We start from the raw sequence: 12,247 nt of genomic DNA, 5'->3' as shown, positions 1-12,247 counted from the left end.
CCTCCAGCTTCATGCCCATGTCGGCGAGCATGAACTGCACACCCTGGAACTCGGCGATCGCCTTGCCGAACTGCTTGCGCTCGGCGACGTACCCCTTGGCGTAGTCGAGCGCACCCTGCGCGATGCCGAGCGCCTGCGCGGCGATGGTGACCCGGGTGTGGTCCAGCGTCTTCATCGCGGTGCCGAAACCGGTACCCGGCGCGCCGATGATGCGGTCGGCCGGGATGCGGACGTTGTCCAGGTAGACCTCGCGGGTCGGCGACCCCTTGATGCCGAGCTTCTTCTCCGGCGCACCGAAGCTGACCCCGGGGTCGGAGCGTTCCACCAGGAACGCGGAGATGCCCCGCGAGCGGGCGTCCGGGTCGGTCACCGCGAAGACCGTGTAGTACTCGCTCAGGCCGGCGTTGGTGATCCAGCGCTTCACGCCGTTGAGGACCCAGGTGTCGCCGTCGCGCTCGGCGCGGGTGCGCATCCCGGCCGCGTCGCTGCCGGCCTCCGGCTCGGAGAGGCAGTACGAGAACATCGCCTCGCCCCGGGCGACCGGGGGCAGGTACCGCTGCTTGAGGTGGTCGTCGGCGGCGAGCAGCAACGGCATGGTGCCGAGCTTGTTGCCGGCCGGGATCAGCGACGAGGTGGCGCAGGCCCGGGCGACCTCCTCGATCACGATCGCGGTCGCGAGGGCGTCGGCGCCGGCGCCGCCGTACTCGACGGGGATGTGCGGCGCGTGGAAGTCGGCCGCGCGCAGGGCGTCGTAGGAGGCCTGCGGGAACTCGGCGTTCTCGTCGGCGGCGGCGGCGTGCGGGGCGACCCGGTGGTCGCAGACCGCCCGGACGGCCTCGCGAACGGCCTCGTGCTCCTCGGGCAGTTGGTACGCGGAAAACGCCACGGAGAACCTCCTCGTCCTGAACCCTGGCGGGAGCATACCATCCGGTCGGTATGCTTCATCTCCCGTCGTCCCACGAATGGAGCCGTCCGATGCGTACCGCCTCCCGCACCATCGCGCCCACCCCGGCCGACCTGCTCGACCTCGTCGGCCGGGAGTTGGGTGCCAGTGAGCCGCAGGTGATCACCCAGGACGAGGTCGACCGCTTCGCCGACGTGACCAAGGACCACCAGTGGATCCACGTCGACGTGGAGCGGGCCCGCTCCGGCCCGTTCGGCACGACGATCGTGCACGGGTTCCTCACCCTGGCCCTCGTCCCGCGTCTGCTCGCGGACATCCTGGAGGTCAAGACGTTCTCGATGGGCGTCAACTACGGGCTGGACCGGGTCCGGTTCGTCAAGCCGCTGCCGCCGGGCGTGCCGATCCAGGGCACCGCGACGCTGCTCGCCGCCGAGCCGATCGCCGGGGTGCAGGGCGGCGTCCAGGCCAAGGCGTCGGTGGTGGTGGAGTTCGCCGAGGACTCCACCACCTGCTGCGTGGCGGAGATCCTCTTCCGCTACCTGCCGTGACGGTGGTGGCCGCCGGGCGTACCGGCGGTCACTCTCCCGGCGTCTCGGCGGGTCACTCTCCCGGCGTGCTCGACGGTGCGACGAACCGTCCCCGATAGAACGACAGCGCCGGGACGCTCGTCGGCTTCAGGTGCACGTGGTCCACGTCGAGCAGGATGATCACGTGGTCGCCGCTGGTGATCGCGGTGTCGCGACGCCCGGCCAGGACCGCCGGCGTGCCCGGCAGCAGCGGCACCCCGTCGGGGCCGGGCACCCAGGACACGCCGTCGAGCTTGTCCGCCCCGGACAGCCCGGAGGTGGCGAACCGGCGGGCCACGTCCTCCTGGTCCTGGCTGAGGATGTGGATCGCGATCCGGGCCGAGTCCATCAGCACCTGGAAGCTCGACGAGGAGCTGGTGACGCAGAACAGCACCTTGGGGGGCCGCAGCGAGACCGAGGTGAAGGAGTTCACCGTCAGTGCGGCGACGGTGCCGTCACCGGTCACCGCGGTCACCGCCGTGACGCCGGTGGGGAAGTGTCCGCACACCTGGCGGAACTCGGCGGAGTCGAACAGGGGCTCGGCCGTCATCGGGTCACCGCCGGGTCGGAGGAGGGATGGTGTGGGCGTAGTCCGCCTTCGAGCTGGATCAGGCAGAGGGTGTGCCCGCCGGGATCCTTCACCAGGTGCAGGCGTCCGTGCGGGCTGTCGACCGGGCCCACGGTGGGCGTACCGCCCAGCCCGACGACCTGGCGCAGCGCCTCGTCCAGGGAGGCGACCGCGAAGTAGGTGATCCACTTCGACGGGATCAGGTTCGGCCAGTCGTTGTCGAGGGCGAGCACGCCGGCGACCGGCACGTCGTCGAGCATCAGCAGGCTGTACGGGCGGGCGGTGGGGGAGTCGCCGTGCCGTTGGGTGGTGTAGCCGAACAGCGACCGGTAGTAGGCCACCGCGCGGTCCGGCTCCCCGGTGTCCAGCTCGTTCCAGCAGAGCGCGCCGACCGAGTTCAGCATCTGCACACCGGACCGGGCCTCGCCCTGATAGAGGCCGAACGCGGCGCCGAACGGGTCGATGACGGCGGCACCGGTCCCGGCGGCGGGCAGGTAGCGCGGCGGGGTCACCAACTCACCGCCGAGCGCGACCGCCTGCGCGGCGGACCGGTGGATGTCGTGGACCGCGAAGTAGGCGATCCACCCCCGGGGTCGGCCGCCGTGCAGGGCGGTGGCATCGGAGATGCCGGCCACGTCGCGGCCGTCCAGGCTGCACATCCGGTACGTGGTGGTGCCCAGCCGCTCGGTCCGCACGGTCCAGCCGAACAACGTGCGGTAGAACCCCTCGGCCTGCTCCGGGTGCGGGGTGCACAGCTCCACCCAGACGGCCTCGCCGGGCCGGAACGGTTGACTCATCCGGTTGCCTCCCGGGTGCTCAGCCCCGCCACGATGGTGCCGGCGGAGATCTCGTAGGCCCGGTCTGGTCTGCCGGTCTCCAGGCTCGACTCGACGACCTGGACCACCGCGCGCACCGTCCGGGCCGGCACGGTGCGCAGCGCGTCGACGAGGGCGTCCACCGCACGGTCGACGTCGTCGTCGGGTACCACCTGCGCGACCAGGCCCCAGGCGAGCAGGTCCTGGGCGGTGGCCGTCGCGGCGCCGGCCAGCAGGTGGTAGGCGTGCGGACGGGGCACGGACCGGGCGATGGTGTGGCCGACTCCGGCGGGGGCGAAGCCGAACCGGGCCTCCGGGAGGGAGAGTCGGACGCCCTCGCCGGCGACCGGCAGGTGGATCGCGCTGAGCAGGCCGGCACCGAACCCGATGACCTGTCCCCGGACGGCGGCGACCACGGGCACGGGGAGTCGCCGGACGCGGTGCAGGGCGGCGTCGCTGTCCCGCAGACCGTCCGCGACCGTCGCGGCGGTCGCGCCGCGGAGTCGTCCGAACGCCGAGGTGTCCCAGCCGCCGCAGAAGTGCCGGCCGACCATGTCGAGGTGGATGACGGCGCATGCCTCGTCGGCCGCCGCGGTCTCCAGGGTGTCCACGAGATCGCGAAGCGTCGTGTCGTCGAGACAGTTGCCCCGGGCGCTGTTGTCGAACCGCACCCGGGCGACGTGGCCGTCGCGTTCGTGGGTGAGTGTGGGAGTCACCCTCGGCATAATACGTACCGGTCGGTATGAAGGCAATGTCCGGGCCTGACCTGCCCATGTGACGTGATTGTCATGAACGAGATACCGGCTCGACCCGTTGACTTGATACCGGCTGGTCGGTACTTTGTGGCGAACGTCACCGCCGCGTCACGCGGGGGTACGACGGGTCCATCCCCTGTGAAGGACAGCCATGATGATCATGAAATCCTCGCACTCACGGCGCACAGTGGCGCTCGCTACGGCACTGACGCTCGCCGGCATCGGCCTGACCGCCTGCGGCGACTCCGACTCGTCGGACTCCGGCGCGTCGGACTCGACGCCCATCCGGGCGCTGCTCGCGGCCCAACCGGCGACCCTCGATCCCATCGTCGGCGCACGGTCCGGTCAGATCGTCTGGGCCACCATGCTCGAGACGTTGATCGGCACCGACGACAACCTCGGCCCGGCCGACACCAGCCTGCTCACCAGCTGGACCCGCACCGACGCGACCACCTGGACCTTCACCGTCCGGCCCGACGTCAGCTTCAGCAACGGCGAGAAGGCCGACGCGGCGGCGGTCGCGAACACCATCACCCTCACCCGGGACAGCGAGGCGTCACAGCTGAAGTCCTACTTCGGCAACGTCACCTCGATCGAGGCCCCGGACGCCGGCACGGTCGTGCTGAAGACCAAGGCCCCGCAGTACAACATCCCGGACCTGCTCACCACGGTCTATCTCGTGCCCCCGAAGTACTACGAGGAGAAGGGCTCGGACGGCTTCGCCGCCGCCCCGGTCGGCACCGGCCCGTACGTGTGGGCGGGCGCCAACGCCGGACGCGACATGTCGGTGAAGCCCAACCCCGACTACTGGGGAACGGCACCCAGCAACCAGGGCATCACCTTCACCTGGGCCAACGAGGCCGCCCAGCGGCTCGCCCTGATCCAGAGCAAGAGCGTCGACATCGCCTTCGACCTCCCGCCGGCTCAGGCGTCCGCCGCCAAGGCGGCCAACGTCGAGGTGGTCAGCACCGAGACCGCCATGAAGATCATCGCCTTCCTGGACTCGACCAAGGCCCCGTTCGACAAGCCCGAGCTGCGTGAGGCGGCGGCCCTGTCCATCGACCGCGACGCGATCGTGCGCGGCATCTTCGACGGCCAGGCGGTCGCCGACGCCGGACTGCTCAACGTCCGGCCCGGCGAGCAGCCGGCGCAGAGCGTCACCCCGAACCTGGACCGGGCCAAGCAACTGGTCGGCTCCGGCGGCCCGACCGTGCAGATCACCTACCCGGCCGCGCAGTACACCAACATCGAGGAGGTCGCGCAGGCCGTGGGCGGCAGCCTGGAGCAGGCCGGTTTCAAGGTCAACTACGAACCGCTCGACTACGGCACGCTCGTCAAGCGCGTCATCGGCCGCCAGGTGCCCGGCATCGCGATCTTCGCCGGGGTGCCGAACGTCGCCGTGCCGGACTTCTTCGCCAGCGGCTTCATGAAGACCCAGTCGATCACCGGCAACTGCCCCGACCCGCGCTTCGACGAGATGGCCCAGGACGCGCTGGAGCAGGACGACGCCGACCAGGCCGCCCCGATCTACGAGCAGCTCAACACCATGGGCGTCGTGGAGAAGCACTGCTACGTGCCGCTGTACCGGCAGGTGTTCAACTACGCGACCGCTCCCGGCGTCACCGGCGTCGAGTTCGGTCCCCTGAACACCGTGGACTTCACGAAGACGACCCGCTGACGATGTCGGAGGCAGTGGAGACGGGGATGCCGGGCGACACCCGGCATCCCCGCACCCCGGAGGCGGACGTGCCCGTACTGGCGGTCGACGACCTCGTCGTCGAGCACCGCAACCGCAGTACGGGGGAGGTGTTCCGCGCGGTGGACCAGGTGTCGTTGCGCATCGCGGCCGGAGAGAGCGTCGCCGTCGTCGGCGAGTCCGGCTCCGGCAAGACGACGCTGGCGATGGCCGCGACCGGGCTCGGGCCACGTGGCTCGGGCGACATCCGGCTGCTCGGCCACTCGCTCGCCTCGATCGGGCGTGGGCAACTGCGCCGGCTGCGCCCCGAGGTGCAGGTGGTCTTCCAGGACCCGCACGGCTCCCTCGACCCCCGCCAGTCCGTCCGCTCCGGGCTGCGGGAACTGCGTACCCTGCAACCCCGCCGCACGTCCTGGATCACCGACGCCGACCTGCTCGGCCGGGTCCGGCTCGCGCCGGAGATCCTCGACCGGTTCCCGCACCAGCTCTCCGGCGGCCAGGCACAGCGGGTCTGCATCGCCCGCGCGCTGCTGATGCGTCCCCGGCTCATCGTCGCCGACGAACCGACCTCCGGGCTCGACGTCTCCGTCCAGGCCGACGTGCTGGCCCTGCTCCGGGAGATCCGGACGACCACCGGTGCCGCGCTGCTGATGATCAGCCACGACCTGGCCGTGGTCCGCGCCGTCTGCGACACCGTGCACGTCATGTTCCGTGGTCAGGTGGTCGAGGCGGGACCCTGCGAGACGGTCTTCGTGACACCGCGACACGACTACACGCGCGAACTGCTCGCCGCGATGCCCGGCGCGCGATGGAGGAACCGCCGATGAAGGCCAGCACCGTACGCCGGATCGGCGTCCGCCTCGCGTCGCTGTTCGCGTCGCTGCTCATCGCGCTCAGCCTGGCGTTCGCCCTCGGTCGTCTCTCCGGCGACCCGACCACGATGATCCTCGGGCCGATGGCGCCGCCCGAGCAACGCGAGGCGCTGCGCGCCGAACTCGGGCTCGACCAACCGCTCGTGGTGCAGTACCTCAACTACCTCAAGGGCGTCTTCACCGGCGACCTCGGGCAGTCGCTGCAGTTCTACCAGGCCAACACCGCCATGATCGCCGACCGGCTGCCGTACACCCTGCAACTGGTCGCCGCCGGCATGGTCCTGGCCATGCTCGTCGGCATCCCGCTGGGCGTGCTCGCGGCCACCCGGGAAGGCACCTGGTGGGACCGGGCCGCCTCCACGCTGGCCCTGCTCGGCCAGTCCGTGCCGGTCTTCTGGTTCGGCATGATGCTGGTGGTGCTCTTCGCGGTGAACCTCGGCTGGCTACCCGCCGGGCAGTCCGGCAGTCTCCGGCACCTGGTGCTGCCCGCCCTCACCATGTCGGTCTACCCGATGGCGCACATCGCCCGGCTGACCCGGGCCTCGATGAGCGAGGCGCTGGCCGAGCCGTACGTCGATGCCGCGCGGGCCCGGGGCATCGCCGGGCACCGCGTGGTCTGGCGGCACGCGTTCAAGAACGCCATGATGCCGATCCTGACCATCGTCGTCCTGCAGACCGGCATCCTGCTCTCCGGCGCGGTCGCCGTCGAGTACGTCTACTCCTGGCCCGGCCTCGGGCAACTCGCGTTGCAGGCCATCCAGTTCCGTGACTTCCCGCTGGTGCAGGCGATCGTGGTGTTCGGCGCCCTGGTCTTCGTCCTGCTCAACCTGCTCGTCGACGTCCTCCACTCGATCGTCGACCCGAGGGTGAGGTGAGTGCCGTGAGCCAACTCGAACTCGACCCGGTCACCGCGCCGGTGCCGCCGGCACGCACCGCCCGGCGTGCGCGTACCTCGGTGTTCTGGCTGTCCCTGCCGCTGGCCGTGGTCGCCGTGCTGGTGTTCGTCCTGCCGTTGACCGGGTTGCTGCCCGAGCGCGGGCAGAACCTGGACGCGACCCGGCAACCGCCCGGCTTCCTCGACGGCGGAAGCTGGGCACATCCGCTCGGCACCGACAAACTCGGCCAGGACCTGCTGACCCAGTTCGTCAACGCCGGCCAGCTCACGATCATGATCGGCCTGGTCGGCGCGCTGGTCGCCATCGGCCCCGGCACGCTGCTGGGCGTGCTGGCCGGCTACTTCCGGGGCTGGGTCGACCGGGTCATCTCGATCCTCATCGACGCCCAGCTCGCCCTGCCGTTCATCCTGGTCGCCCTCGCGATCATCTCGAACCGGGGCAGCTCGCTGCCGGTGCTGTTCCTGGTGTTGGCGCTCACCGGCTGGGCGGTCTGCGCCCGGGTCACCCGCTCGGCCACCCTGGCCGTACGGGAACGCCAGTTCGTGATCGGGCTGCGCGCCGCCGGTGCCTCGGAGGCCCGGATCGTCTTCCGGCACGTCCTGCCCAACCTCGCCGGGACCATCGTCGCGCTCGGCACGCTCCAGGTCGGCACCGCGATCCTGATCGAGAGCGCGTTGAGCTTCCTCGGCCTGGGGGTCGGACCCGCGCGGGCGAGCTGGGGCTCGATGCTCGCCTCCGGTCAGGACGAGCTGAGCCAGGCCTGGTGGCTCGCGTTCTTCCCCGGCCTCGCCATCACCCTGCTGGTGCTGCTGGTCAACCTGCTCGGCGACGCGCTGCTCACCCACCACGACCCACGGAAGAGGCGCCGATGACCGACCTGCTGACCATCAGCGGTCTCTCCGTCACCGCCCGGCTCGCCACCGACGACCTGCGGCTGCTCGACGCCGTCGACCTCGAGGTCCGGGGCGGCCAGATCGTCGGGGTGGTCGGCGAGTCCGGCAGTGGCAAGACCACCCTGGCCCGCTGCGTCGTCGGGCTGCTGGAACGCAACGTCCGGGTCGAGCAAGGCTCCGTCACGCTCGCCGGTGACGTGGTGGTGGCCCCCGGGGTGGACCGCACCGGACGGGTCCGGGGCAGCGCCGTGGGCATGGTGTTCCAGGACGCGTCGCGCTCGCTGAACCCGCTGATGAAGGTCCGTGTCCACCTCGCCGAGGTGCTGCGGCGACACGTCCCCGGCATCACCCGGGCCGAGATCGAACGCCGCTCGGTGCAGGTGCTGGAACAGATGCGCATCACCGACCCCACCCGAGTGCTGGACAGCTATCCCCACCAGCTCTCCGGCGGGTTGAAGCAGCGCGTCGCCATCGGCCTCGCCGTGGTCACCCGCCCCTCGCTGGTGATCGCCGACGAGTGCACCACCGCCCTCGACGTCACCACCCAGACCAAGGTCGTCGAGCTGTTCCGCACCCTGGTCGACGAACTCGGCATCGGCCTGCTGTTCGTCACCCACGACCTGATGCTCGCCAGCGACCTGTGCGACCGCATCGCGGTGATGAGCGGGGGACGGGTCGTCGAGGAGGGAGACGCCGAACGCGTACTGGACCGGCCGGAGCAGGACTACACACGGCGACTGCTCGCCGCCATCCCCTCGTGGAGCTGAAGGAGAACCCGGCACCCATGCACGAGCAGCACGGCATCGACGCGTACGCGGCATACGTTCCGGCGTACGCGCTCGACGACAACAGGATCGACGCGACCGGGCCGCCCCGCACCGGCGGGCCGGTACGCGGCGTCGCCGCCTTCGACGAGGACAGCATCACCATGGCCGTCGAGGCGCTGCGGCACATCGCCGCCGGCGCCCCGACCGACCGGCACCTGCTGCTGGCCACCACGAGCGCGCCCTACCAGGGGAAGACCTCCGCCGCCGTGGTGCACGAGGCGGTCGGCCTGGACCCCGGGATCAGCGCGGTGGACCTGCACGGGCACCGGTCCGGCGCGGTCGCGCTCGACACGGTCCTGCGGACCGGCGCGGTGGCCGCCCTCGCCGACGTACGGATCACCCGCCCGGGTGCGCCCGACGAACTGGCCCAGGGCGACGCCGCCGCCGCGTACGTGGGTGGCGGCACCCGCGCCGCCGTCCTGCTCGCCCGCGCCGGCCGGACCGTCGAGCTGCTCGAACGGTGGCGGCTGCCGGGGGAGCGCCACGACCGGGTCTGGGACGAGCGGTTCACCGCAGAGGTGCTGGCCGAGGCGGGGCTCGACGTGGCCCGACGGGCCCTGGCCGAGGCGGGCCGCGACGGCGTCGACCACGTGGTCGTGTCGTCGTCGAACGCCCGGTGCGCGGCGGTGCTGCGGCGCGCGCTCGGCGGCGCGGGCCAGGACGCGGCGGTCGAGCGGCTCACCGGCTTCACCGGCGCCGCCCACCCGGGCCTGCTGCTCGCCGCCACGCTCGACGAGGCGGAGCCCGGCCAGCACATCCTGCTGCTGTCGGTCACCGAGGGCGCCGACGCGTTCGTCCTGCGGGTGGGCGACCAGGTTCGCGCGGCGCGCGGCGGGCCGTCGGTCCGCGCCCAGCTCGACGCGCGGCACCGCCTCGGCTACGGCCGTTACCTGCGTTGGCGGGGGTTGCTGGACGTGCAGGGCCCGGCCCGGCCGGCGGCCCCGGCACCGGCCGCCCCGCCGATGCACCGCCGCGCCGGCTGGAAGTACCGGCTGGAGGGCAGCCGCTGCACCGCCTGCGACACGGTCACCACACCGCCCAGCCGCGTCTGCGCCCGCTGCGGCGTCGTCGCCTCCTCGGCGGAGCCCACCACCACGGTCTCCCTGCGCGACCGCACCGCCCAGGTCGTCTCGTCGACCCGTGACCACCTGACGACCATGCCGGAACCGGAGGTGGCGATCGTCGTCGCCGACGTGGCCGGCGGTGGCCGGCTCAGCGCGTACGCGACCGACGTCGACCCCGCCGACGTGGTCGTCGGGATGTCGATGACGCCCACCTTCCGGCGACTGTGGACCACCGACGCGATCCACAACTACTTCTGGAAACTCCGCCCGAGGAAGGACACCCTCGATGGCCAGTAGGCGTATGGCCCACGACGTCGCGATCGTCGCGATGGGCTGCACCCCGTTCCGGGACCACTGGCACTCCTCCGCCGACGACCTGCTGGTCGACGCGGTCCGCGAGTGCGTGGCGTCCCAACCCCGCCTGACCCTCGACGACGTCGACGCGTTCTGGGTCGGCACCCAGGGATCCGGCATGTCCGGGCAGACGCTGGCCCGCCCGTTGCGGCTGGTCGGCAAACCCGTCACCCGGGTGGAGAACTACTGCGCCACCGGCTCGGAGGCGTTGCGCAACGCCGCGTTCGCGGTGGCCTCCGGCGCGTACGACATGGTGATGGCGACCGGCGTGGAGAAGCTGAAGGACTCGTCGTACTCCGGCCTGTCGGCGGTCTTCCCACCGGCCGACGGCACCGACGTCGACTGGACCGCGCCGGCCGGGTTCTCCCTGCTCGCGCCCGCCTACCAACGCGCGTACGGGGTCGACGCCCGGGACATGCGCAGCGCCCTGACGAAGGTCGCGACGAAGAACCACGCCAACGGCGCGTTGAACGAGCGCGCCCAGTTCCGCAAGGCGGTCTCCGCCGAGGCCGTGGAGCGCTCACCCCGGATCGCCGGGGACCTCGGCGTGCTGGACTGCTCCGGCGTCTCCGACGGAGCGGCGGCGGCGGTGCTGGTGCGCGCCGAGGACGCCTACCGGTACACCGACAAGCCGATCTTCCTGCGCGGGATGGGCTTCGTCGCCGGCTCCGGTGCCGGGCTGGCCGCCGACGGCTACGACTTCACCACCTTCCCCGAGGTGGTCGAGGCGGCGCGGCAGGCGTACGAGCAGGCGGGGATCACCGACCCGGCCACCGAGATCTCGCTGGCCGAGGTGCACGACTGTTTCACCCCCACGGAGGTGGTGCTGATGGAGGACCTGGGATTCTCGGCGCGCGGAAAGGCCTGGCGCGACATCCTCGACGGCCGGTACGACCTCGGTGGCGCGCTGCCGGTCAACACCGACGGCGGGCTGAAGTCGTTCGGCCACCCGATCGGTGCCACCGGACTGCGGATGGTCTTCGAGTGCTTCACCCAACTGCGCGGGGAGGCCGGTGCGCGGCAGGTGCCCGACGCCCGGGTGGCCCTCGCCCAGAACCTCGGCGGCCAGCCGGGGTCCTGCGTCGCGTTCGTCGCGGTCCTGGGGAGCGAGCGATGAGCCGGGTCAGCCTCGACGGTCGGGTCGTCATCGTCACCGGCGCCGGCAACGGCATCGGCCGGGCGCACGCCCACACCCTCGCCGAGCGCGGCGCCAAGGTGGTCGTCAACGACCTCGGCGGCGCGGTCGACGGCTCGGGCTCCTCCGGTGCCGCGCAGACGGTGGTCGACGAGATCCGCGCGGCCGGTGGCACCGCCGTCGCGTCCACCGACTCGGTGGCCACCGCGGCCGGCGGCGCCGATCTGGTCGGCCGCGCCATCGACGCGTACGGGCGGGTGGACGCCGTCATCCACAACGCCGGCATCCTGCGTGACCGGACCCTGGCCAAGATGGCCGAGGAGGATGTCAGCGCCGTCCTCGACGTGCACCTGGCCGGCGCGTTCCACGTGCTGCGGTCCGCCTGGCCCCACCTGATCGGGCAGGGCTACGGCCGGATCGTGCTGACCAGCTCGTCGTCCGGGCTGTTCGGCAACTTCGGGCAGGCCAACTACGGCGCGGCCAAGGCCGGCCTGATCGGCCTGATGAACGTGCTCGCGTTGGAGGGCGCGCGCCGGGGCGTCCTGGTCAACGCCATCGCCCCCACCGCCGCGACCCGGATGACCGAGAACCTGCTCGGCGACCTGACCGACCGGTTCGACCCGCAGCACGTCGCGGCGGTGGCCACCTTCCTCGCCTCCGAACAGTGCCAGCTCAACCGGCACATCCTCACCGTCGGCGGCGGCCGGGTCGGGCGGATCTTCCTGGGCGTCACGCCCGGCTGGTACGGCGGCGTCGCACCGGCCTCGCCCGACGACATCCTCGACTCGATCGACGACATCTGCCGGCTGGACGACTTCATCGTGCCGGACAGCGGCGCCGACGAGGTCGCCCTGATCCAGCAGGCCCTGTCCGGGCCGTCGGACCGAACGGAAGGCGAGTGA

At 71.8% G+C, this 12,247-nt stretch carries 13 protein-coding genes; 9 read left to right on the top strand and 4 right to left on the bottom strand.

Going from position 1 to position 12,247, the window contains the following annotated elements; genetic code table 11:
* A partial coding sequence (locus tag ABT008_RS16690; RefSeq protein WP_502890440.1) for an acyl-CoA dehydrogenase family protein occupies positions 1-886 on the bottom strand: 886 nt, incomplete at its 3' end.
* An 89-nt stretch (positions 887-975) separates the two neighbouring features.
* Between ABT008_RS16690 and ABT008_RS16685 the strand changes: the two genes are divergently transcribed.
* Complete coding sequence (locus tag ABT008_RS16685) at positions 976-1,452, top strand: MaoC family dehydratase (protein ID WP_350697104.1); 477 nt, start codon at positions 976-978, stop codon at positions 1,450-1,452.
* 52 nt (positions 1,453-1,504) lie between these two features.
* Here the strand turns inward: ABT008_RS16685 and ABT008_RS16680 are convergent, their stop codons facing one another.
* The 3 genes from ABT008_RS16680 to ABT008_RS16670 are packed head-to-tail and all read right to left on the bottom strand — an operon-like array spanning position 1,505 to position 3,569.
* Complete coding sequence (locus ABT008_RS16680; RefSeq protein ID WP_350697103.1) at positions 1,505-2,020, bottom strand: flavin reductase family protein; 516 nt, start codon at positions 2,018-2,020, stop codon at positions 1,505-1,507.
* Complete coding sequence (locus ABT008_RS16675; RefSeq protein WP_350697102.1) at positions 2,017-2,835, bottom strand: VOC family protein; 819 nt, start codon at positions 2,833-2,835, stop codon at positions 2,017-2,019. Before ABT008_RS16675 ends, ABT008_RS16680 begins: the two co-directional genes overlap by 4 nt.
* Positions 2,832-3,569: an enoyl-CoA hydratase/isomerase family protein gene (locus tag ABT008_RS16670; RefSeq protein WP_350697101.1), complete on the bottom strand. Its 738-nt coding sequence runs from the start codon at positions 3,567-3,569 to the stop codon at positions 2,832-2,834. Before ABT008_RS16670 ends, ABT008_RS16675 begins: the two co-directional genes overlap by 4 nt.
* A gap of 193 nt (positions 3,570-3,762) precedes the next feature.
* On the opposite strand from ABT008_RS16670, the gene ABT008_RS16665 reads away from it, so the two are divergent.
* From ABT008_RS16665 to ABT008_RS16630, 8 genes are read left to right on the top strand one after another with little or no spacing between them, the layout of a single operon-like run.
* Positions 3,763-5,286: an ABC transporter substrate-binding protein gene (locus tag ABT008_RS16665; RefSeq protein ID WP_350697100.1), complete on the top strand. Its 1,524-nt coding sequence runs from the start codon at positions 3,763-3,765 to the stop codon at positions 5,284-5,286.
* Positions 5,287-5,288: 2 nt separating this feature from the next.
* Positions 5,289-6,131, top strand: coding sequence for an ABC transporter ATP-binding protein (locus tag ABT008_RS16660; protein ID WP_350697099.1), 843 nt, complete (start codon positions 5,289-5,291; stop codon positions 6,129-6,131).
* Positions 6,128-7,051 carry an ABC transporter permease gene (locus ABT008_RS16655; RefSeq protein WP_350697098.1) on the top strand — a complete coding sequence of 308 codons (924 nt, stop codon included), beginning with the start codon at positions 6,128-6,130 and terminating at the stop codon, positions 7,049-7,051. The genes ABT008_RS16660 and ABT008_RS16655 overlap by 4 nt, the downstream gene beginning before the upstream one ends.
* Before the next feature lie 5 nt (positions 7,052-7,056).
* Positions 7,057-7,944: an ABC transporter permease gene (locus ABT008_RS16650; RefSeq protein ID WP_350697097.1), complete on the top strand. Its 888-nt coding sequence runs from the start codon at positions 7,057-7,059 to the stop codon at positions 7,942-7,944.
* A complete protein-coding gene (locus ABT008_RS16645; protein WP_350697096.1) occupies positions 7,941-8,732 on the top strand; it encodes an ABC transporter ATP-binding protein in 792 nt (263 codons plus the stop codon). The genes ABT008_RS16650 and ABT008_RS16645 overlap by 4 nt, the downstream gene beginning before the upstream one ends.
* On the top strand, positions 8,723-10,153 hold the full coding sequence (locus ABT008_RS16640; RefSeq protein WP_350697095.1) for a zinc ribbon domain-containing protein: 1,431 nt from the start codon (positions 8,723-8,725) through the stop codon (positions 10,151-10,153). The genes ABT008_RS16645 and ABT008_RS16640 overlap by 10 nt, the downstream gene beginning before the upstream one ends.
* Complete coding sequence (locus tag ABT008_RS16635) at positions 10,143-11,327, top strand: acetyl-CoA acetyltransferase (RefSeq protein ID WP_350697094.1); 1,185 nt, start codon at positions 10,143-10,145, stop codon at positions 11,325-11,327. The genes ABT008_RS16640 and ABT008_RS16635 overlap by 11 nt, the downstream gene beginning before the upstream one ends.
* Positions 11,324-12,247, top strand: a complete 924-nt coding sequence (locus ABT008_RS16630) for an SDR family NAD(P)-dependent oxidoreductase (RefSeq protein WP_350697093.1) — start codon at positions 11,324-11,326, stop codon at positions 12,245-12,247. The genes ABT008_RS16635 and ABT008_RS16630 overlap by 4 nt, the downstream gene beginning before the upstream one ends.

The organism is Micromonospora sp. NPDC002389 (assembly GCF_040296095.1).
Lineage (GTDB): Bacteria > Actinomycetota > Actinomycetes > Mycobacteriales > Micromonosporaceae > Micromonospora.
The sequence above is the reverse complement of the archived record's forward strand: the minus strand, read 5'-3'. Positions and strand labels throughout refer to the sequence as shown.

Coding starts and splice junctions, on each gene's coding strand:
- ABT008_RS16645 (WP_350697096.1), top strand. CDS start 7,941: ATGACCGACCTGCTGACCATCAGCGGTCTCTCCGTCACCGCCCGGCTC.
- ABT008_RS16635 (WP_350697094.1), top strand. CDS start 10,143: ATGGCCAGTAGGCGTATGGCCCACGACGTCGCGATCGTCGCGATGGGC.
- ABT008_RS16630 (WP_350697093.1), top strand. CDS start 11,324: ATGAGCCGGGTCAGCCTCGACGGTCGGGTCGTCATCGTCACCGGCGCC.
- ABT008_RS16675 (WP_350697102.1), bottom strand. CDS start 2,835: ATGAGTCAACCGTTCCGGCCCGGCGAGGCCGTCTGGGTGGAGCTGTGC.
- ABT008_RS16660 (WP_350697099.1), top strand. CDS start 5,289: ATGTCGGAGGCAGTGGAGACGGGGATGCCGGGCGACACCCGGCATCCC.
- ABT008_RS16685 (WP_350697104.1), top strand. CDS start 976: ATGCGTACCGCCTCCCGCACCATCGCGCCCACCCCGGCCGACCTGCTC.
- ABT008_RS16665 (WP_350697100.1), top strand. CDS start 3,763: ATGATCATGAAATCCTCGCACTCACGGCGCACAGTGGCGCTCGCTACG.
- ABT008_RS16680 (WP_350697103.1), bottom strand. CDS start 2,020: ATGACGGCCGAGCCCCTGTTCGACTCCGCCGAGTTCCGCCAGGTGTGC.
- ABT008_RS16655 (WP_350697098.1), top strand. CDS start 6,128: ATGAAGGCCAGCACCGTACGCCGGATCGGCGTCCGCCTCGCGTCGCTG.